We start from the raw sequence: 20,916 nt of genomic DNA, 5'->3' as shown, positions 1-20,916 counted from the left end.
AGAATAGCCGCGAAATGTTGTCATTACAACAAAAAGGCGGTTATATGACGCTCGCGCAGTTTGCCGTGATTTTCTGGCACGACCTGGCAGCACCGATCCTTTCGGGAATTATTACCGCAGCGATTGTCAGCTGGTGGCGTAGCCGGAAGTAAGGTGAAAACGGGCGTCAGGCTGCCGTAATGGCAATATGCGCCCGAAACCGGCCGCAGGGTTAACAGCCTGCGGCCTTTTTTGTATTTATCTCTTCCACAAGTAGACACTAGCAACCAGATCTGGAAGCTCATCCAGTGCACTCATGAAACGACTGCAACAGCTGATGAAAAGCCGGAACGCGAACAGCATTGCACACATTTCAGGGATGAAGTGAAGATGAATTGAGACGTAGTATCGACACCAAGCCGGAGTTATCCGGTGAGGCGCAATGTTGCGGGGGCTTTATCCCTGGTGGCATTGGTTGCTGGAAAGAGAAAACCCCCGCACGTTGAGAGGTCAAACCTGACAACAGAACGGGGGCTAATCTTGAAACCAGACACTTCAAGAATAGCCGCAAAATGTTGTCATTACAACAAGGCGGCTATATGACGCTCGCGCAGTTTGCCGTGATTTTCTGGCACGACCTGGCAGCACCGATCCTGGCGGGAATTATTACCGCAGCGATTGTTGGCTGGTGGCGTAGCCGGAAGTAAGGTGAAAACGGGCGTCAGGCTGCCGTGATGGCAATGTGCGCCCGAAACCGGTCGCAGGGGTAACAGCCTGCGGCCTTTTTTGTCTTCTTTGACCATGAAAAAAGCCCTATCGTATAACGATAAGGCTTTTGTTTTCAAAGCAGAAAAGATTACTTGCTGGTATCCAGTTCTTCGAAACCTTTAACCAGATCATCAATCGCTTTCATCTGCTTGAGGAACGGCTCCAGTTTAGCCAGCGGCAGCGCGGATGGACCGTCACATTTCGCATGTTCCGGATCCGGATGCGCTTCAATAAACAGACCAGCCAAACCTACAGCCATACCGGCACGTGCCAGTTCGGCAACCTGGGCGCGGCGACCACCAGAAGCTGCACCAAACGGATCGCGGCATTGCAGTGCGTGGGTAACGTCGAAAATTACCGGGGAGTTGCCAGAGACTTTCTTCATTATGCTGAAGCCCAGCATATCAACGACCAGGTTGTCGTAACCAAAGTTAGCGCCACGGTCACAAAGAATCACTTTATCGTTGCCGCCTTCTTTGAATTTATCAACGATATTACCCATTTGGCCTGGGCTCACGAACTGTGGTTTCTTGACGTTAATTACCGCGCCAGTCTTCGCCATTGCTTCCACCAGGTCAGTCTGGCGAGCAAGAAACGCTGGCAACTGAATAACATCTACCACATCAGCAACAGGCTGTGCCTGGCTTGGCTCGTGAACGTCAGTAATAATTTTTACGCCAAATGTCTGTTTCAGTTCCTGGAAGATTTTCATCCCTTCTTCCAGTCCTGGTCCACGATAAGAGTGGATGGAGGAACGGTTGGCTTTGTCAAAAGAGGCTTTGAACACGTAAGGGATACCCAGTTTCTGGGTTACGGTTACGTAGTGTTCGCAAATGCGCATCGCCAGATCGCGAGATTCCAGCACGTTCATACCACCAAACAGCACGAACGGCAGGTCATTTGCTACGTTGATGTCGCCAATGCTAACCACTTTTTGTTTCATAGGATCGCCTTAATCTTAAGTAAAGTGTCGATTAATTAATGCAGCACAATATGTTTATGCGCGATGTTGTTAATTTGCGCACGTATCATTTCGCTGATCGGGTCTTCCGGACACTGTTCAACGAAATAATTTAAATCATTCAACGCAACGTGTTCGCAATCCAGTTGCGCGTAAATCAACCCACGATCGCGAATTTCATACGGATCTTCCGGGTTAAATTGTAATAAGGCCTCGCTGGTGCGTAATGCCAGTTCCATCTGATTTTCTTCCATCAGCGACGCTTTCAGCGTATCCAACAGTTTACGGATAACCTCAATGTTATCGGCTTCATCCAGGTCTTCATAAAACAGTTCCGCAGACGGGCTGATATTTCCCTTTAACCACACATCCAGCATATGTTCGCTTAATGATTCACCGTTAAAAGGGTTAATCAGCCAGATTTCTCCGTCCGGGCATTCTATGCGCAATATAAGCTGCGTTGGGAATATCACCGGCAATAGTGGCAAATCGAGACGATTAGCAACCCACAATAAAACGGCGCCTAACGATACCGCACTGCCCTGCCGATTTTTTAGCACTTGATCAAGCCATAATGCATCGGAAAGACGATAAACACCACGTGAGGCTTTAAACCCCCATTCGCCGTAAAACAGCGCGATTAATTTTTCCAGCTGCTCTTCTAATGGCAGAAGCTGGCTAATTTCTTCCTTCGCCAGACTAACGAGACGCTCCAGTTCGTCGTAGACATCTTGCGAGGGAAAATCGCGGCGGATTGCTTCGCAAGCCAGGATCATGCCTTCGCACAATGGTGCTTTATTAAATTCGAAATCAGCTAACGATCTCATGACTTACCCCAGTAACGGTACTTTTGTGGTGGCGAGTTTAATGATGATGTACAGCACCACCAGCGCCAGCGGGAAGGCAATAATGCGCGCCTGCTGACTGTGCATCCGACGATAATCGAGTGCAATAAAACCCAAAACGATATAAATGATAACCCCAAACAGCTTTTCAGTCAGCCATTCAGCCTGCCCGGAAAATGGCAGGATGTGCGCTTTAGCCATCAGCGCGATGCCGCTAAGCAATAACACCGTGTCGACAACCGGCGGCACAATGCGCGTCCAACGAGCGAATGCCAGTGGATGCTCCTGGTAACGTAGCCAGAATCGTAGGGTTAAGAGCCCAACAGAAAGCGCAATGCTAATGAGATGAACGCTAAGCAGCGTAGTAAAACTTAACATCGATAATAGCGACCGAGCGTTACACGCTCGTTATCACCATAGTCCCGACAGGTTTCGACTTCATGATATCCCGCGTGGATAAATGCCTGTCGCACAGCTTCGCCCTGCTGCCAGCCATGTTCCAGAAGCAGAAAACCGCCGGATACCAGCGCGTTACGCGACTGTTCGATGATATGCACGATGTCTGCCATTCCGCTGTCTGCCGCAACCAGCGCAGTGAGTGGCTCAAAGCGAACATCGCCTTGTTGAAGATGTGGATCCTGCTCGTCGATATACGGCGGATTGCTGACAATCATCGTAAACTGCTGCCCGGCTAGCGCGCTAAACCAGTCGCTTTGCAGGATGTGGATATTTTTGATTGCCAGATTTTGCGCATTGCGCTTCGCAAGAGCGATAGCGTCAGGCATTCGGTCAACCGCCGTAACATCGCAATCCGGGCGTTCGCTGGCCAATGCCAGTGCAATTGCCCCTGTGCCAGTTCCAAGATCGAGAATGCGGCAAGGTTGTTCAGGCAATCGCGCCAGTGCCTGTTCCACCAGACATTCCGTATCCGGGCGCGGAATTAAGGTCGCTGGCGAAACAAATAACGGCAACGACCAGAACTCACGCACACCGGTTAAATGAGCAATAGGTTCACCGGCACGGCGACGGGCTAAAAGCGCGTCGAGTTGCTCACATTGCTCTTCAGTCAACTGCGTTTCACCAAAGGCGAGAATATAAGTGCGCCCCTTGCCGGTAACATGCTCCAGCAGGATTTCAGCATCGCGCCGCGGGCTTTCGCTCGCCTGAAGTTGGCTTATTGCTTCACGTAACCAGTGTTGATATTCCATTATTCCTGCTCGGACAACGCCGCCAGTTGGTCGGCCTGATGTTCCTGGACGATCGGTTCTATCAGCATATCCAGTTTACCTTCCATTACTTCATCCAGACGGTAGAGCGTCAGGTTGATGCGGTGATCGGTAACACGCCCCTGCGGGAAGTTGTAGGTACGGTTACGATCGCTGCGATCGCCGCTACCCAGCAAGTTGCGACGGGTGGAAGCCTCTGCCTGCTGGCGTTTTGCCATTTCCGCCGCATGGATACGAGCACCGAGCACTGAAAGCGCCTTCGCTTTGTTTTTATGCTGCGAACGTTCGTCCTGACATTCAACAACAATACCGGTCGGCAAGTGAGTAATACGAATTGCCGAATCGGTGGTGTTAACGTGCTGACCACCTGCGCCTGAGGAACGGAAAGTATCAATACGCAAATCTGCCGGGTTGATATCCGGTAGTTCCGCTTCCGGCAGCTCCGGCATTACCGCTACGGTACAAGCAGAAGTATGAATACGCCCTTGCGATTCCGTCGCAGGAACACGCTGCACGCGATGGCCGCCAGATTCGAATTTCAAACGTCCATACACACCATCACCGCTAATTTTGGCGATGATCTCTTTATAACCGCCATGTTCACCCTCGCTGGCGCTCATGATTTCTACACGCCAGCGGCGGGCTTCGGCGTAGCGGCTGTACATACGGAACAGATCGCCAGCGAACAGCGCCGCTTCATCACCACCAGTTCCGGCACGCACTTCAAGGAAGGCGTTACGTTCGTCATCGGGATCTTTTGGCAGCAAAAGAACCTGTAACTGTTGTTCCAGTTGCTCGCTTTTTTCTTTGGCTTCACGCAGCTCGTCCTGCGCCATTTCACGCATTTCCGGATCGTCGAGCATTATCTGCGCGGTTTCGATATCTTCCTGAACCTGTTGCCAGTCGGTAAAACAGCGCGAAACATCACTTAATTGAGCATATTCACGTGATAATGCGCGAAAACGTTCCTGGTCGGCGATGGTTTGCGCATCACCCAGCAGTGCCTGAACTTCTTCATGGCGTTCATGCAGGGCTTCCAGTTTGGCAACGATAGAAGGCTTCATAGGCGTAAATGCACCCTGTAAAAAAGAAAATGATGTACTGCTACTCCAGCCCGAGGCTGTCGCGCAGAATATTCAGGCGTTCGTTATCCCCGTCACGGGCGGCCTGTTGAAGTGATTTCGTTGGCGCATGGATCAGGCGGTTAGTTAGTTTCCATGCCAGATCCTGCATTATGGCTTGCGCGTCGCCGCCCTGTTCCAGGGCCGCTAACGCTTTGGCGGTTAACTCATCGCGAACTTGTTCAGCCTGGCTGCGATAATCGCGAATGGTTTCGCTGGCGCTTTGTGCGCGTAGCCACGCCATAAATTCGCTGGTTTCCTGGGCGACGATAGTTTCCGCCTCAACTGCGGCGGCTTTACGTTGCGCCAGGTTGTGCGAAATAATGCTTTGCAGATCATCAACGCTGTAAAGGTAGGCATTCGCCAGTTTGCCAACTTCTGGCTCAACATCGCGTGGAACGGCAATATCGACCAGCAGCATCGGTTGGTTGCGACGACTTTTTAATGCGCGCTCCACCATGCCTTTACCGATAATCGGCAGCGGGCTAGCGGTGGAACTGATGATGATATCGGCTTCACACAGACGCTCGTCGATATCGCTCAGGGCAATCACTTCCGCGCCGACTTCATCTGCCAGAATTTGGGCACGTTCGCGAGTACGGTTGGCGATAATCATCTTCTGTACTTTGTGTTCGCGCAGATGACGCGCCACCAGCTCGATGGTTTCGCCCGCGCCAACCAGCAATACGGTCACCGTAGAGAGCGATTCAAAGATCTGCCGCGCCAGCGTACAAGCCGCAAATGCAACAGATACCGCACTGGCGCCAATATCCGTTTCAGTGCGAACGCGTTTCGCCACGGAGAAAGATTTCTGGAACATACGCTCCAGTTCGCTGGCCTTCATATGGCCTTTTTGCGAATCGGCAAAGGCTTTTTTTACCTGGCCGAGGATTTGCGGCTCGCCCAATACCAATGAGTCCAGGCCACTGGCAACACGCATTAAATGGCTGACCGCGTCGTTATCCTGATGCCAATAGAGGCTATTACGCAGATCTTCTTCGTTGAGATTATGGTAATCGCACAACCAGCGAATGAGCGCCTCTTGCAGGTTATCCTGCTCTTCAACGCTAAGATAAAGTTCTGTGCGGTTACACGTCGACAGCACCACGCCGCCCTGCACCATCGGCTGCGCGAGCAGACTGTCCAGCGCCTGATCGAGCTTATCCGGCGAAAACGATACACGTTCTCGCAGCGATACAGGTGCCGTTTTATGGTTGATACCGAGTGCTAAAAGGGTCATGTCTGCGGGAAATAATACCAACGTTGATATGGTTAGTCTGCTCGCATCATACAGGATGCGCGGGATCAATAAAAGAGAGCGCCCCCTTTTGGAGTAATTGCCTAAACCCGTTAGATTCTGGCAATTAAGACAACTTGAACATAGACGATGGCTGACGGTAACGCTAGCATTAAGGGTTATAACTGCAACGTATCTCAAGGACTTGTCATTATTATGCCCCTGCCCGATTTTCGCTTTATCCGCCTGCTACCGCTGGCTGCTCTCGTGCTCACGGCCTGTTCCGTTACGACGCCGAAAGGTCCGGGCAAAAGCCCGGATTCGCCACAGTGGCGTCAGCATCAGCAAGACGTGCGCAACCTGAATCAGTACCAGACACGCGGTGCGTTTGCCTATATTTCTGACCAACAAAAAGTGTATGCCCGTTTCTTCTGGCAGCAAACTGGCCAGGATCGCTACCGTCTGCTGCTGACTAACCCATTGGGCAGCACTGAGCTGGAGTTGAATGCCCAGCCGGGTAATGTGCAGTTAGTGGACAATAAAGGCCAGCGTTACACCGCCGATGACGCCGAAGAGATGATTGGCAAATTGACCGGAATGCCGATTCCGCTCAACAGTTTGCGCCAGTGGATTTTAGGTTTGCCAGGTGATGCAACCGACTACAAACTGGACGACCAGTACCGCCTGAGCGAAATTACCTATAGTCAGAACGGTAAAAAATGGAAAGTGGTATACGGCGGTTATGACACTAAAACGCAACCTGCGATGCCTGCCAATATGGAACTCACCGAAGGCGGTCAGCGCATCAAGTTAAAAATGGATAACTGGATAGTGAAATAATGCGGACTCAGTGGCCTTCTCCGGCAAAGCTTAATCTGTTTTTATACATTACCGGTCAGCGTGCGGACGGCTACCACACGCTGCAAACGCTGTTTCAGTTTCTGGATTACGGCGACACTATCAGCATTGAACTTCGCAACGATGGGGAAATCCGCCTGTTAACGCCAGTTGAAGGTGTGGAACACGAAGATAACCTGATTGTTCGCGCGGCACGGTTGTTGATGAAAGCAGCCGCCGCCAGTGGGCGTCTTCCGAAAGGAAGTGGTGCAGATATCAGCATTGACAAGCGTTTGCCTATGGGTGGTGGTCTGGGCGGTGGTTCATCCAATGCCGCAACAGTTCTGGTAGCTTTAAATCATCTGTGGCAATGCGGACTGAGTGTTGATGAGTTGGCAGAAATCGGTCTGACGCTGGGCGCAGATGTTCCGGTTTTTGTCCGTGGTCATGCTGCTTTTGCCGAAGGGGTCGGCGAAATATTAACGCCGGTGAATCCACCAGAGAAATGGTATCTGGTTGCGCACCCTGGCGTGAGTATTCCTACACCAATGATTTTTAAAGATCCCGAACTCCCGCGCAACACGGTGAAAAGGTCAATAGAAACGTTGCTAAAATGTGAATTCAGCAATGATTGCGAGGTTATCGCAAGAAAACGTTTTTGCGAGGTTGATGCGGTGCTTTCCTGGCTGTTAGAATACGCCCCGTCGCGCCTGACTGGGACAGGGGCCTGTGTCTTTGCTGAATTTGATACAGAGTCTGAAGCCCGCCAGGTGCTAGAGCAAGCCCCGGAATGGCTCAATGGCTTTGTGGCGAAAGGTGTCAATCTTTCCCCATTGCACAGAGCCATGCTTTAAGCCGGGCAAGCTGAGTTTCGGTGACAACGTCACCTTGTTCCAGACGTTGCATCGCGCTCTTTAATACACCGCCTGGAAAGAATATTGCCTGGCCCGCACAGTTTTCGGCAGATTCTTTCCACCAATGGACGCATGCCTGAGGTTCTTCTCGTGCCTGATATGAAGCTTTTTGCTGGTAACGCCACCCCGGAACTAGCACAACGTATTGCCAACCGCCTGTACACTTCACTCGGCGACGCCGCTGTAGGTCGCTTTAGCGACGGCGAAGTCAGCGTACAAATTAACGAAAATGTACGCGGTGGTGATATTTTCATCATCCAGTCCACTTGTGCCCCTACTAACGACAACCTGATGGAATTAGTCGTGATGGTTGATGCCCTGCGTCGTGCTTCCGCAGGTCGTATCACCGCTGTTATCCCCTACTTTGGCTATGCGCGCCAGGACCGTCGCGTCCGTTCCGCTCGTGTACCAATCACTGCGAAAGTGGTTGCAGACTTCCTCTCCAGCGTCGGTGTTGATCGTGTGCTGACAGTGGATCTGCACGCTGAACAGATTCAGGGTTTCTTCGACGTTCCGGTTGATAACGTATTTGGTAGCCCGATCCTGCTGGAAGACATGCTGCAGCTGAATCTGGATAACCCGATTGTGGTTTCCCCGGACATCGGCGGCGTTGTGCGTGCCCGCGCTATCGCTAAGCTGCTGAACGATACCGATATGGCAATCATCGACAAACGTCGTCCGCGTGCGAACGTTTCCCAGGTGATGCATATCATCGGTGACGTTGCAGGTCGTGACTGCGTACTGGTCGATGATATGATCGACACTGGCGGTACGCTGTGTAAAGCTGCTGAAGCTCTGAAAGAACGTGGTGCTAAGCGTGTATTTGCGTACGCGACTCACCCGATCTTCTCTGGCAACGCGGCGAACAACCTGCGTAACTCTGTAATTGATGAAGTCGTTGTCTGCGATACCATTCCGCTAAGCGATGAAATCAAATCACTGCCGAACGTGCGTACTCTGACCCTGTCAGGTATGCTGGCCGAAGCGATTCGTCGTATCAGCAACGAAGAATCGATCTCTGCCATGTTCGAACATTAATCGAACCCGGCTCAAAGACCCGCTGCGGCGGGTTTTTTTGTCTGTAATATCCATTTGTATGACCTATGCCTCCTTCACCTGCCATTTAGTTGACAGATGATGCGCTCACGGATGAAACATTATTGTGAACAAAATATTTTCCTCACATGTGATGCCTTTCCGCGCTCTGATCGACGCTTGCTGGAAAGAAAAATACACTGCCGCACGGTTTACCCGTGACCTGATTGCCGGGATAACCGTTGGGATTATTGCTATTCCTCTGGCGATGGCGTTGGCAATTGGCAGTGGTGTGGCTCCTCAATACGGTTTATATACCGCTGCCGTTGCGGGGATTGTCATAGCTCTGACGGGTGGGTCGCGCTTTAGCGTTTCCGGTCCGACTGCAGCATTTGTAGTAATTCTCTATCCCGTTTCGCAACAGTTTGGACTGGCAGGCCTGCTGGTTGCGACGTTGTTGTCGGGGATCTTTTTGATCCTGATGGGTCTGGCGCGCTTTGGTCGTCTGATTGAATATATTCCGGTTTCCGTCACCTTAGGTTTTACCTCGGGTATCGGGATCACCATCGGTACCATGCAGATTAAAGATTTTCTCGGTCTGCAAATGGCTCATGTCCCGGAACATTATCTACAAAAAGTCGGCGCATTATTTATGGCGCTGCCGACCATTAATGTCGGTGATGCTGCTATTGGTATCGTGACACTGGGCATTCTGATTTTCTGGCCACGTTTGGGTATTCGTTTACCTGGTCACCTTCCGGCCTTGCTGGCTGGTTGCGCGGTGATGGGGATTGTTAACCTGCTTGGCGGACATGTTGCTACCATCGGGTCGCAATTCCACTACGTTCTGGCCGATGGTTCTCAGGGTAACGGTATTCCGCAACTGCTGCCGCAACTGGTGCTGCCGTGGGATCTGCCTAATTCAGAATTCACACTAACCTGGGATTCTATTCGCACTCTGCTGCCTGCGGCATTCTCAATGGCAATGCTCGGGGCAATCGAATCTCTGCTCTGCGCCGTCGTACTGGATGGTATGACCGGGACTAAGCACAAGGCGAATAGTGAACTGGTCGGTCAGGGGCTGGGGAATATCATCGCTCCATTCTTTGGTGGTATTACCGCTACTGCTGCCATCGCACGTTCTGCCGCTAACGTCCGTGCTGGGGCAACTTCCCCTATCTCGGCGGTGATCCACTCTATTCTGGTTATTCTCGCCCTGCTGGTACTGGCACCACTGCTCTCCTGGCTGCCGCTTTCCGCCATGGCGGCCCTGCTGTTGATGGTGGCGTGGAACATGAGTGAAGCGCACAAAGTGGTCGACTTGCTGCGTCATGCGCCGAAAGATGACATCATCGTCATGCTGCTGTGTATGTCACTGACCGTGCTGTTTGATATGGTTATTGCCATCAGCGTGGGGATTGTTCTGGCATCGTTGCTGTTTATGCGCCGTATCGCCCGTATGACTCGTCTGGCGCCGGTGGCAGTAGACGTTCCTGATGATGTGCTGGTCTTGCGTGTTATTGGCCCGCTGTTTTTCGCGGCGGCTGAAGGTCTGTTCACCGACCTGGAATCACGTCTGGAAGGAAAACGGATTGTTATTCTGAAGTGGGATGCCGTTCCGGTGCTTGATGCCGGTGGTCTTGATGCGTTCCAGCGTTTTGTGAAGCGCCTGCCTGAAGGGTGTGAACTGCGCGTGTGTAACGTGGAATTCCAGCCTCTGCGTACAATGGCCCGCTCCGGTATTCAACCGATTCCGGGACGTCTGGCGTTCTTCCCGAATCGCAGCGCAGCGATGGCTGATCTGTAAGAAAGGTATTAAATTGACCAGTCAGCGCAAACTGACTGGTCAGCAAACTACTTTAGTTGTTAGCTATGACGGCGATTATCGCTACGGCGGCAACGTTTGTCATAGTGGCGAACCCACCAGTAACGGTCGCACACCTGTTCATGCCCGCCAACACGGGCTCCCGCCAGCCAGAGAATGGCACCGACGAAAATACTCAGCACTGCACCGTGTGCGAAATACTGGGGCATATCAAACTGTGGTAATTGGTTGAGGATTGAATACCCCACGCCGACCACCATCACCACCAGACCCAACCCCATAAGCACGTTACCGAGTAACGAAGCGTTTTTGCGTTTCATGTGTCACCTCCGGAACTTTCTGGGTTGTAACAGGGAATACCCCTCTTCCTTATGTGTAAAGTATAGACAACACCCTGTGGCTTATGTGCGGGCGTGATCACAATTACACCCCTTATTTCAACAAAACTTTACAAATAACCGTCTGAACACCTTGACTTTCTAATAGTCGATACTGGCAATTATTATGTTATCTGCGTTTAACACGCTGTTTTTTGTCAAGCGGGGCCGCAACCAGTAAACTACGCGCCAGTTATGTACTCACTCAGGACAAAAAAACGTGACGATTAAATTGATTGTCGGCCTGGCGAACCCCGGCGCTGAATACGCCGCAACGCGACATAATGCTGGCGCCTGGTTCGTTGACTTACTGGCGGAGCGTTTACGCGCTCCCCTGCGCGAAGAGGCTAAATTCTTTGGTTATACCTCGCGAGTTACCCTCGGAGGCGAAGATGTCCGCCTGTTAGTCCCGACTACATTTATGAATCTCAGCGGCAAAGCCGTCGCCGCGATGGCCAGTTTTTTCCGCATTAATCCGGACGAAATTCTGGTCGCTCACGACGAACTGGATCTGCCTCCGGGCGTCGCCAAATTTAAATTGGGCGGTGGCCACGGTGGTCACAATGGACTGAAAGACATCATCAGTAAATTGGGTAATAACCCTAACTTTCACCGTTTACGCATCGGAATCGGTCATCCGGGCGATAAAAACAAAGTTGTCGGGTTTGTGTTAGGCAAACCACCTGTTAGTGAACAGAAGTTAATTGATGAAGCCATCGACGAAGCGGCGCGTTGTACTGAAATGTGGTTTACAGATGGTTTGACCAAAGCAACGAACCGATTGCACGCCTTTAAAGCGCAATAAGTCGTTGTCTGCGGCATTTTTGCCGAGTGCCGTGTATAATAGGCAAAGTTATTTCCATTTCTGCAATCTGTTTGTGATAACAGGTTGATTATTAAGATATTAAGGTGATTTAAATCATGGGATTCAAATGCGGTATCGTCGGTTTGCCCAACGTCGGGAAATCTACCCTGTTCAACGCGCTGACCAAAGCCGGTATTGAAGCGGCCAACTTTCCATTCTGTACCATCGAGCCGAACACGGGCGTCGTACCAATGCCTGACCCTCGCCTGGATCAACTGGCTGAAATCGTAAAACCGCAGCGTACGCTTCCCACGACCATGGAATTTGTCGATATCGCCGGTCTGGTAAAAGGCGCGTCGAAAGGTGAAGGTCTGGGTAACCAGTTCCTGACCAACATTCGTGAAACCGAAGCGATCGGCCACGTTGTTCGCTGCTTTGAGAATGACAATATCATTCACGTTTCCGGCAAAGTTAACCCGGCGGACGATATTGAAGTTATCAACACCGAACTGGCGCTGGCGGATCTCGACACCTGCGAACGTGCGATTCACCGCGTACAGAAGAAAGCCAAAGGTGGCGATAAAGACGCGAAAGCCGAGCTGGCGGTACTGGAAAAATGCCTGCCACAGCTGGAAAACGCAGGCATGCTGCGCGCGCTGGATTTAAGCGCTGAAGAGAAAGCGGCGATTCGTTACCTGAGCTTCCTGACGCTGAAACCAACGATGTACATCGCCAACGTCAACGAAGACGGTTTTGAAAACAACCCGTATCTTGACCAGGTGCGTGAAATCGCGGCGAAAGAAGGCTCTGTTGTGGTTCCGGTTTGTGCTGCTGTTGAAGCTGACATTGCCGAACTGGACGACGAAGAACGTGACGAGTTTATGCAGGAACTGGGGCTGGAAGAACCGGGCCTGAACCGTGTGATCCGTGCCGGTTATAAACTGCTGAACCTGCAAACTTACTTCACCGCTGGGGTGAAAGAAGTGCGCGCATGGACTATTCCGGTTGGAGCAACCGCGCCGCAGGCAGCTGGTAAAATCCACACTGATTTTGAAAAAGGCTTTATCCGCGCACAAACCATCTCGTTTGAAGATTTCATCACTTACAAAGGTGAACAAGGTGCGAAAGAAGCGGGCAAAATGCGTGCAGAAGGTAAAGACTACATCGTTAAAGATGGCGATGTGATGAACTTCCTGTTCAACGTCTAATTCCACGTAATATCCTGGCGGTTAATAACGAGCCATTATGTGAGTCGCACATAATGGCTTTTTTACGCCTGCTACGCTGCTTCTTTCAATTCTGAGTTACCGAAACCCATAATCAGACTCCTGGCAATATTAACAATGCGGCTTTTATGTGATAACAATCACAGTGCATTAACCGTTCAAGAGTTTGTCATGAAAAAAACATTTACCTTCAGTCTGTTAGCAATTGTCTTTGCGAGCCTGTTAAGTGCTTGTGTTCCTCACCATCATCACCGCCACAACGATGGCCCGCGAGGTCCTGCGGCTTCCGGTAAGCCAATGCCACCTTCAAATGGTGGGCCAAATCATGGCAGTCATGGTCGCTATTAATTAGCAAGTCATACGCGGGAGAGTGCCTACTTTCCCGCTATCCACGGCGCTTAAACTGACTCGCATCAATGCCGTATTGCTTCATTTTTCGCCACAGCGTAGTGCGACCAATCCCGAGTAAAACCGACATTTCCTGAATACGTCCGCCAGTAACCTGGGCCGCGTTAATAATCGCTTCTTTTTCAACTTCCGCGAATGACAGACTGGTAGAAAGGCGTGTAGCGCTGGCATCATCTGTCGCCTGTTCAGTAAACAGGTGTTCCGGCAAATCACTGACACGAATGCGTCCGTTTTCGCTACTCAGCGCAAGATTCTCGATGACGCTGTAAAGTTCAAAATCATTGCCAGGCCATGCGCAAGAAACCAGGCGAGTAAGCGCATCGTCATCAATTTTCAGACGCGTAGAGAAGCGTTTTTCAAGACTGCGTAATTTGTTATTCACCAGCGCCGGAATACTGTCGCGCCGCATCCGCAAAGGAGGGATGGTAATTTCAAATGCATGAAGCGCGTAATAAAGCTGGCGACTAAAGCGATTCTGCTCCACCAGCATCGCCAGATCCGCTGTTGTAGTGGCAATCACTTTGACATCAATGGGTATTAAACGCCGCGCATCCAGTCTTGTGATGACGCCTTGTTTGATGACCTGGAGCAACGCAGACTGTAACTCTGCCGCCAGATATTCAATCTTTTCAAGGAACAACGTGCCGCCATGTGCCAGTTCCAGCCGACTCAGACGACCATTTTCATTCTCCGTGCGATCGCCACCAATAAATTCTTCCGCCAGCGCCGCATCGCCATATAACTCGCAATTAACCGCGATATAGGGACCCGCCGCACGCTCGCTTTCATTGTGAATGGCCTGGCTTAACAGTGCCTTGCCAACGCCTTCTTCTCCACAGAGTAGCACCGGGAAACTGCTGCGCGCCGCCTGGCGGCCAAAATGGATCAACCGGCGGGTTTGCGGATCGTCCTGTGGCATATGAGCGAAGGTATGGCTGACTTTTCCTAATTGACTGGTCATCAACTGCCGCATCTGTTCTACCGGATGGAGCAACAGAATAAAGCTGGTCCCTTGCGTTTCAATTATCGGTTTAAGGGTAATGACCGCATCAATAAACTGGTGCTGACTTTCAAAAGTCGCTTCCACATGTTTGAGGGGATGAGCTTGCTTTATTGCCTGTTGCAATACGGTTGGTAGCGTTAATAGCTCAGTGATCGCCCTTCCCTGACTTGCCGTCGCGTCCAGACACAAAACACGCGACGCCTGGGCATTGATAAATTGCAAATTACCCTGCTCGTCCCAGCTAATCACGCCATCGTCCATACTTTCCAGCAAGGCGTTAAGCTGATTTAAATGCCGGTTTGTTTCAGCCAGTAAACTGTCTGTCAGCAGTAAATTTCCTACCTCGCGCGCAATTGCCAGCGTCAACGGCAAATCGGCTGCGGTGGTTTGCTCAACCGGACACGCCAGCGCTATCGTTCCCGTTAATCGGCCCTTGCTGTCAAACAGTGGCGTTGCACAAAATGCCCAATCCCATAGCGCCTGCTTGAAATGTTGATCGGCCATCGTTTTCACTGCCTGACCGGAGATAGCCGCTAACGATAGCGCACAAGTACCAATAATTCCCTCTGCGCAATACGTGCCGTCATTGAATCCCAGGACACTAAGCTGGTGCAACGTTTGCGGATCGCCATAACGACTAAGGATGCAGGCGGTTTCATCAAGGATGAACAGTCCGCACGCCCGCGATTCCATATATTCCCAGGCATCTTCCAGTGCCGCTTGTCCGAGAGCCAGCATCGCTTCCTTACGCCGATAGATAGAAGCAAATGTCACGCCCCGAGCCTGATGCGGTACGCTCCATGACTCCCGTTTCATCAGCTTGCGGCATCGCTCCCAGGATGCTGCTATCAAGGGAGATACGCTCTGTTGCTGGTTGTTAAAACCGTCATTCATATTTGCTGCCCTTATGACAAAAAGGTGTTCCGCATCGCAAATTTACTTATCCAGATTCGGCATTGTTCCGTTATGGAACATTTATTAAAGCATATGTTTCATTGTGAAACATAATTTTGGTTAATTTTCTTTTCCCCTCCCTGATGCACAATGGATTTATCGGCAGTCAGTGGTCGCCGTGTCGTTGAACATCATCCATGCCCTACCCTAATTGCTGGAGCAAAATAATGAAAAAATTGATCAATGATGTGCAAGACGTACTGAACGAACAACTGGCGGGACTGGCGAAAGCGTATCCTTCGCTGGCACTGCATCAGGATCCGGTGTATGTCACCCGAGCCGATGCGCCAATTGCAGGAAAAGTGGCGTTATTGTCGGGCGGCGGCAGCGGACACGAACCCATGCACTGTGGTTATATTGGCCAGGGTATGCTCTCGGGGGCGTGTCCGGGCGAAATTTTCACCTCACCGACGCCCGATAAAATTTTTGAATGTGCCATGCAAATCGATGGTGGCGAAGGTGTACTGCTGATTATCAAAAATTATACCGGCGATATTCTTAACTTCGAGACAGCGACCGAATTACTGCACGATAGTGGCGTAAAAGTGACCACCGTGGTCATTGATGACGACGTTGCAGTAAAAGACAGTCTTTATACCGCCGGGCGGCGCGGCGTTGCCAATACAGTATTAATTGAAAAAATTGTTGGCGCAGCGGCAGAACGCGGTGACTCGCTGGAGGCTTGTGCACAACTGGGGCGTAAGTTGAACAATCAGGGCCACTCTATTGGTATCGCCCTCGGTGCCTGTACCGTTCCTGCTGCAGGCAAACCTTCTTTTACGCTGGCAGATAATGAAATGGAATTTGGTGTCGGCATTCATGGTGAGCCGGGTATTGACCGCCGCCCCTTCTCCTCTCTTGATCAAACTGTCGATGAAATGTTCGACACGCTGCTGGAAAATGGCACATACCACCGCACGCTGCGCTTCTGGGATTATCGACAAGGTAGCTGGCAGGAAGAGACGCAAACTAAACAACCGCTTCAGTCTGGCGATCGAGTGATTGCGCTGGTCAACAATCTTGGCGCGACACCGCTTTCTGAACTGTATGGCGTCTATAACCGCCTGACCACGCGTTGCCAGCAAGCTGGCTTGACTATCGAGCGCAATTTAATCGGCGCGTACTGCACCTCACTGGACATGACCGGTTTTTCCATCACCTTACTGAAAGTTGATGACGAAACGCTGGCGTTATGGGACGCCCCGGTCCACACCCCGGCGCTTAACTGGGGTAAATAAGGAGATAACCATGTCACTGAGCAGAACTCAAATTGTTACCTGGCTCACTCGCTGTGGAGAAATTTTCAGCAAAGAGAGCGATTATCTTACCGGGCTGGATCGTGAAATCGGCGACGCTGACCACGGGCTAAATATGAATCGTGGCTTTAGCAAAGTGGTGGAAAAACTCCCTGCCATCGCGGATAAAGACATCGGTTTCATTCTCAAGAATACCGGCATGACGTTGCTTTCCAGCGTCGGCGGTGCCAGCGGCCCACTGTTCGGTACGTTCTTTATCCGTGCGGCACAGGCCACTCAGGCACGTCAAAGCCTGACGTTGATAGAGCTTTATCAGATGTTCCGTGATGGCGCAGACGGCGTAATCAGCCGGGGGAAAGCAGAACCAGGCGATAAAACCATGTGCGATGTCTGGGGGCCGGTGGTTGAGTCGTTACGCCAGTCCAGTGAGCAAAACCTTTCTGTTCCGGCGGCGCTCGAAGCCGCCAGTCGCGTCGCGGAATCCGCCGCACAAAGCACGATTACGATGCAAGCCCGCAAAGGCCGCGCCAGTTATCTCGGTGAACGCAGTATTGGTCACCAGGATCCTGGTGCAACCTCCGTGATGTTTATGATGCAAATGTTGGCGTTAGCCGCAAAAGAGTAAGGAATTGGTGATGGTAAACCTGGTCATAGTTTCACATAGCGCCCGACTGGGAGAAGGTGTCGGTGAATTAGCTCGCCAGATGTTAATGGGCGATAGTTGTAAAATCGCCATTGCCGCAGGAATTGACGATCCGCAGAATCCCATCGGTACAGATGCCGTCAAAGTGATGGAAGCCATCGAATCCGTTGCCGATGCCGACCATGTGTTGGTCATGATGGATATGGGTAGTGCGTTATTGAGTGCAGAAACCGCACTGGAATTGCTGGCGCCAGAGATCGCCGCGAGAGTACGTTTGTGCGCTGCACCGTTGGTCGAAGGAACGTTAGCCGCCGCCGTCAGCGCAGCCTCGGGGGCGGATATCGACAAAGTCATCCATGACGCCATGCATGCGCTGGAAGCCAAACGAGAACAACTGGGTTTACCATCATCCGCCACTGAAATCTCCGACATATGCCCCTCGCACGATGAAGAAGCCCGTTCTCTGGCAGTGGTGATTAAAAACCGTAACGGACTCCACGTCCGTCCAGCCTCCCGACTGGTCTATACCTTATCGACATTTAATGCAGACATGTTGTTGGAGAAAAACGGTAAGTGCGTAACACCGGAGAGTATTAACCAGATTGCGCTGTTACAAGTCCGCTGTAACGATACGCTGCGCCTGATTGCAAAAGGGCCAGAGGCTGAAGAGGCGTTAGCCGCTTTTCGCCAGTTGGCTGAAGATAACTTTGGTGAAATGGAAGAGATAGCACCGCCAACTCTGCGTCCAGTTCCGCCTGTCACAGGCAAAGCCTTTTATTATCAACCGGTTTTATGCACAGTACAGGCAAAATCATCACTGAGCGTGGAAGAAGAACAGGAACGGTTACGCCAGGCAATTGACTTCACGTTGTTAGATCTGATGACGTTAACGGCAAAGGCAGAAGCAAGCGGGCTCGACGATATCGCAGCAATTTTTTCCGGCCACCATACACTATTAGACGATCCTGAACTGCGGGTAGCGGCAAGCGAACTCCTTCAGCATGAACATTGCACGGCGGAGTATGCCTGGCAGCAGGTTCTTAAAGAACTTAGCCAGCAATACCAGCAGATTGATGATGAATATTTGCAGGCTCGCTATATTGATGTGGACGATCTTCTGCATCGCACCCTGCTCCACCTGACACAGACAAAAGAAGAACTCCCTCAGTTTAGCGCGCCGACCATTTTACTGGCGGAGAACATTTATCCCTCCACGGTACTTCAACTGGATCCGACAGTCGTTAAGGGCATCTGCCTTAGTGCCGGAAGTCCGGTATCCCACAGCGCTCTAATTGCCCGTGAACTGGGTATTGGCTGGATTTGTCAGCAGGGAGAGAAGCTGTATTCGATTCAACCTGAAGAGACGCTAACGCTAGATGTAAAAGCACAATGCTTCAGGCATCAGAGTTAAATTAGATTTGTCTGTCAGTTCGCAGAAAAAGATTTCAATCATGCTCTTACGGCGATCCTGAACTAAGGTTTTCTGATACTTGAATACCGTTTTGTTCGGTATCGCCAAAGGAGAATGATTGATGAAACCACTTGTCCCTCGTCGCTCGCAGAAAGTGGCGTTAATACCTGCTGCCGTATTATTGTGTGCCACCGCGCTATCTGCACAGGCAGAAGAAACACCGGTGACGCCACAATCGCCTGATATTTTGTTAGGCCCTCTGTTTAACGATGTGCAAAACGCCAAACTTTTTCCTGATCAAAAAACTTTTGCCGATGCCATTCCTAACAGCGATCCATTAATGATCCTCGCAGACTACCGGATGCAGCAGAATCAGAGCGGGTTCGATCTGCGCCATTTCGTTAACGTCAATTTCACCCTGCCGAAAGAGGGAGAAAAATATGTGCCTCCAAAGGGGCAGTCACTGCGCGAACACATTGACGGACTTTGGCCGGTGTTAACCCGTTCTACCGAAAGTACCGAACAATGGGATTCTCTGTTGCCGTTGCCGAAACCCTATGTCGTGCCGGGAGGTCGTTTTCGCGAAGTGTATTACTGGGACAGTTACTTCACCATGCTGGGGCTTGCCGAAAGCGGTCACTGGGATAAAGTGGCGGACATGGTGGCAAACTTTGGTCATGAAATAGATACTTATGGGCATATTCCAAACGGTAACCGCAGCTATTATTTGAGCCGATCGCAGCCGCCCTTTTTTGCCTTGATGGTAGAGTTACTCGCGCAACATGAAGGTGACGACGCGTTGAAACAATATCTGCCGCAACTGCAAAAAGAGTACGAGTACTGGATGGACGGTATTGAAAACCTGCAGGCCGGGCAACAGGAAAAACGCGTTGTTAAACTCAAGGATGGCACTATTCTTAACCGCTATTGGGATGACCACGATACGCCACGCCCGGAGTCGTGGGTAGAAGATATTGCCACCGCCAAAAGTAATCCGAACCGCCCTGCCACTGAAATTTACCGCGATCTGCGTTCTGCCGCCGCGTCTGGCTGGGATTTCAGTTCACGCTGGATGGACAACCCGCAGCAGTTAAATACGTTACGCACCACCAGCATCGTACCGGTCGATCTCAATAGTCTGATGTATAAGATGGAGAAAATTCTCTCCCGCGCCAGTAAAGTCGCCGGGGATAACGCGATGGCCAGCCAATATGAAACGCTCGCCGATGCCCGTCAGAAAGGGATCGAAAAATACCTGTGGAACGATCAACATGGCTGGTATGCCGACTACGATCTGAAGAGCGATAAAGTACGCAATCAGTTAACTGCCGCCGCCCTGTTCCCGCTTTATGTCAATGCAGCGGCAAAAGATCGCGCGACCAAAATGGCTGCTGCCACTAAAACACATCTGTTGCAACCAGGCGGACTGAACACCACATCGTTTAAAAGTGGACAGCAATGGGATGCGCCAAATGGCTGGGCTCCCCTGCAATGGGTCGCGACAGAAGGGTTGCAAAACTACGGGCAGAACGAGGTGGCGATGGACATTAGCTGGCACTTCCTGACCAATGTTCAGCACACTTATGACCGGGAGAAGAAGCTGGTCGAGAAATATGATGTCAGTACCACCGGAACAGGTGGCGGCGGTGGCGAATACCCGTTGCAGGATGGCTTTGGCTGGACCAATGGCGTCACGCTGAAAATGCTCGATTTGATCTGCCCGAAAGAACAACCGTGTGACAACGTTCCGGCAACGCGTCCGACCGGTAAATCAACCACACAGCCGGTTAAACAAAAAGAAGCGGAACCTACGTCTTAACTTTGCTGTATATCGGGCAATGCCATTGCGCGCATAAAATTGGCATTGCTCTTTTTTTCCACGAAAAACCAAACATCGATTATTATACGATCTATGTCTTAATTTTCTTATATCAGAGAAGATATTAATTTTACATTATCAATTTATTAATCATTACTCTTCTATTTATATTTTTCCGCCACTCACGCATTCTCCCTGACAATTTTCTTGTTGAACAAAGCGTTGTTTAGCAAATAAGCAGATCATTCTGTTTCTTTAGACAAATC

21 protein-coding genes are annotated in these 20,916 nt (G+C 51.0%); 13 read left to right on the top strand and 8 right to left on the bottom strand.

Annotated features, from left to right (window positions below; all coding sequences use genetic code 11):
* Nucleotides 1–44: 44 nt before the first annotated feature.
* Nucleotides 45–152 carry a type I toxin-antitoxin system toxin Ldr family protein gene (locus tag D9738_RS05420; protein WP_130259740.1) on the top strand — a complete coding sequence of 36 codons (108 nt, stop codon included), beginning with the start codon at nucleotides 45–47 and terminating at the stop codon, nucleotides 150–152.
* A 426-nt stretch (nucleotides 153–578) separates the two neighbouring features.
* Entirely contained in the window at nucleotides 579–686 is a 108-nt protein-coding gene (locus tag D9738_RS05415) for a type I toxin-antitoxin system toxin Ldr family protein (protein ID WP_016265910.1), read from the top strand.
* 149 nt (nucleotides 687–835) lie between these two features.
* Here D9738_RS05415 and kdsA read toward each other — a convergent pair whose 3' ends face one another.
* The 6 genes from kdsA to hemA are packed head-to-tail and all read right to left on the bottom strand — an operon-like array spanning nucleotide 836 to nucleotide 6,140.
* Nucleotides 836–1,690, bottom strand: coding sequence for a 3-deoxy-8-phosphooctulonate synthase (gene kdsA / locus D9738_RS05410; RefSeq protein ID WP_000811058.1), 855 nt, complete (start codon nucleotides 1,688–1,690; stop codon nucleotides 836–838).
* 35 nt (nucleotides 1,691–1,725) lie between these two features.
* Entirely contained in the window at nucleotides 1,726–2,535 is an 810-nt protein-coding gene (sirB1, locus tag D9738_RS05405) for an invasion regulator SirB1 (protein WP_001764444.1), read from the bottom strand.
* Nucleotides 2,536–2,538: 3 nt separating this feature from the next.
* Nucleotides 2,539–2,931 carry an invasion regulator SirB2 gene (sirB2, locus tag D9738_RS05400; protein WP_130259705.1) on the bottom strand — a complete coding sequence of 131 codons (393 nt, stop codon included), beginning with the start codon at nucleotides 2,929–2,931 and terminating at the stop codon, nucleotides 2,539–2,541.
* Entirely contained in the window at nucleotides 2,925–3,761 is an 837-nt protein-coding gene (gene prmC / locus D9738_RS05395; RefSeq protein WP_130259704.1) for a peptide chain release factor N(5)-glutamine methyltransferase, read from the bottom strand. Before prmC ends, sirB2 begins: the two co-directional genes overlap by 7 nt.
* Entirely contained in the window at nucleotides 3,761–4,843 is a 1,083-nt protein-coding gene (gene prfA / locus D9738_RS05390; protein WP_130222817.1) for a peptide chain release factor 1, read from the bottom strand. The genes prmC and prfA overlap by 1 nt, the downstream gene beginning before the upstream one ends.
* Nucleotides 4,844–4,883: 40 nt before the next feature.
* Nucleotides 4,884–6,140, bottom strand: a complete 1,257-nt coding sequence (gene hemA / locus D9738_RS05385) for a glutamyl-tRNA reductase (RefSeq protein ID WP_130205671.1) — start codon at nucleotides 6,138–6,140, stop codon at nucleotides 4,884–4,886.
* A gap of 213 nt (nucleotides 6,141–6,353) precedes the next feature.
* On the opposite strand from hemA, the gene lolB reads away from it, so the two are divergent.
* The 4 genes from lolB to dauA all read left to right on the top strand — a co-directional run bounded on the left by lolB (nucleotide 6,354) and on the right by dauA (nucleotide 10,730).
* Nucleotides 6,354–6,977 carry a lipoprotein insertase outer membrane protein LolB gene (lolB, locus tag D9738_RS05380; protein ID WP_130205669.1) on the top strand — a complete coding sequence of 208 codons (624 nt, stop codon included), beginning with the start codon at nucleotides 6,354–6,356 and terminating at the stop codon, nucleotides 6,975–6,977.
* Nucleotides 6,977–7,828, top strand: a complete 852-nt coding sequence (gene ispE, locus D9738_RS05375) for a 4-(cytidine 5'-diphospho)-2-C-methyl-D-erythritol kinase (RefSeq protein ID WP_130259703.1) — start codon at nucleotides 6,977–6,979, stop codon at nucleotides 7,826–7,828. Before lolB ends, ispE begins: the two co-directional genes overlap by 1 nt.
* Nucleotides 7,829–7,978: 150 nt before the next feature.
* Nucleotides 7,979–8,926, top strand: a complete 948-nt coding sequence (prs, locus tag D9738_RS05370; protein WP_001298109.1) for a ribose-phosphate diphosphokinase — start codon at nucleotides 7,979–7,981, stop codon at nucleotides 8,924–8,926.
* A gap of 124 nt (nucleotides 8,927–9,050) precedes the next feature.
* Complete coding sequence (gene dauA, locus D9738_RS05365; RefSeq protein WP_130205665.1) at nucleotides 9,051–10,730, top strand: C4-dicarboxylic acid transporter DauA; 1,680 nt, start codon at nucleotides 9,051–9,053, stop codon at nucleotides 10,728–10,730.
* Between the two features lie 59 nt (nucleotides 10,731–10,789).
* Here dauA and ychH read toward each other — a convergent pair whose 3' ends face one another.
* Nucleotides 10,790–11,068 carry a stress-induced protein YchH gene (gene ychH / locus D9738_RS05360; RefSeq protein ID WP_064528711.1) on the bottom strand — a complete coding sequence of 93 codons (279 nt, stop codon included), beginning with the start codon at nucleotides 11,066–11,068 and terminating at the stop codon, nucleotides 10,790–10,792.
* A 277-nt stretch (nucleotides 11,069–11,345) separates the two neighbouring features.
* Here ychH and pth point away from each other — a divergent pair, with 277 nt between their 5' ends.
* The 3 genes from pth (at nucleotide 11,346) to D9738_RS05345 (ending at nucleotide 13,504) form a co-directional block, all read left to right on the top strand.
* The gene (pth, locus tag D9738_RS05355) at nucleotides 11,346–11,930 is read left to right on the top strand and encodes an aminoacyl-tRNA hydrolase (RefSeq protein ID WP_000152933.1); all 585 of its coding nucleotides are present in this window, start codon (nucleotides 11,346–11,348) and stop codon (nucleotides 11,928–11,930) included.
* Nucleotides 11,931–12,046: 116 nt separating this feature from the next.
* Complete coding sequence (gene ychF, locus D9738_RS05350; RefSeq protein ID WP_000505866.1) at nucleotides 12,047–13,138, top strand: redox-regulated ATPase YchF; 1,092 nt, start codon at nucleotides 12,047–12,049, stop codon at nucleotides 13,136–13,138.
* Between the two features lie 189 nt (nucleotides 13,139–13,327).
* A complete protein-coding gene (locus tag D9738_RS05345; protein WP_165383448.1) occupies nucleotides 13,328–13,504 on the top strand; it encodes a hypothetical protein in 177 nt (58 codons plus the stop codon).
* A 37-nt stretch (nucleotides 13,505–13,541) separates the two neighbouring features.
* Here the strand turns inward: D9738_RS05345 and dhaR are convergent, their stop codons facing one another.
* A complete protein-coding gene (dhaR, locus tag D9738_RS05340) occupies nucleotides 13,542–15,461 on the bottom strand; it encodes a dihydroxyacetone kinase operon transcriptional regulator DhaR (protein ID WP_130259702.1) in 1,920 nt (639 codons plus the stop codon).
* 227 nt (nucleotides 15,462–15,688) lie between these two features.
* On the opposite strand from dhaR, the gene dhaK reads away from it, so the two are divergent.
* From dhaK to D9738_RS05320, 4 genes are all read left to right on the top strand, one after another.
* A complete protein-coding gene (dhaK, locus tag D9738_RS05335; RefSeq protein WP_130215987.1) occupies nucleotides 15,689–16,759 on the top strand; it encodes a dihydroxyacetone kinase subunit DhaK in 1,071 nt (356 codons plus the stop codon).
* Nucleotides 16,760–16,769: 10 nt separating this feature from the next.
* Nucleotides 16,770–17,402 (top strand): dihydroxyacetone kinase subunit DhaL, encoded by a 633-nt coding sequence (gene dhaL / locus D9738_RS05330; RefSeq protein WP_130259701.1) that lies wholly within the window; start codon nucleotides 16,770–16,772, stop codon nucleotides 17,400–17,402.
* A gap of 10 nt (nucleotides 17,403–17,412) precedes the next feature.
* Entirely contained in the window at nucleotides 17,413–18,831 is a 1,419-nt protein-coding gene (dhaM, locus tag D9738_RS05325) for a dihydroxyacetone kinase phosphoryl donor subunit DhaM (RefSeq protein ID WP_130205655.1), read from the top strand.
* A gap of 121 nt (nucleotides 18,832–18,952) precedes the next feature.
* On the top strand, nucleotides 18,953–20,650 hold the full coding sequence (locus D9738_RS05320; protein WP_130259700.1) for an alpha,alpha-trehalase: 1,698 nt from the start codon (nucleotides 18,953–18,955) through the stop codon (nucleotides 20,648–20,650).
* Nucleotides 20,651–20,916 lie beyond the last annotated feature (266 nt).

Source organism: Escherichia sp. E10V5 (genome assembly GCF_004212315.1).
Taxonomy (GTDB): domain Bacteria; phylum Pseudomonadota; class Gammaproteobacteria; order Enterobacterales; family Enterobacteriaceae; genus Escherichia.
Note: the sequence above shows the minus strand (reverse complement) of the source record. Positions and strands in the feature narration are given on the sequence as shown.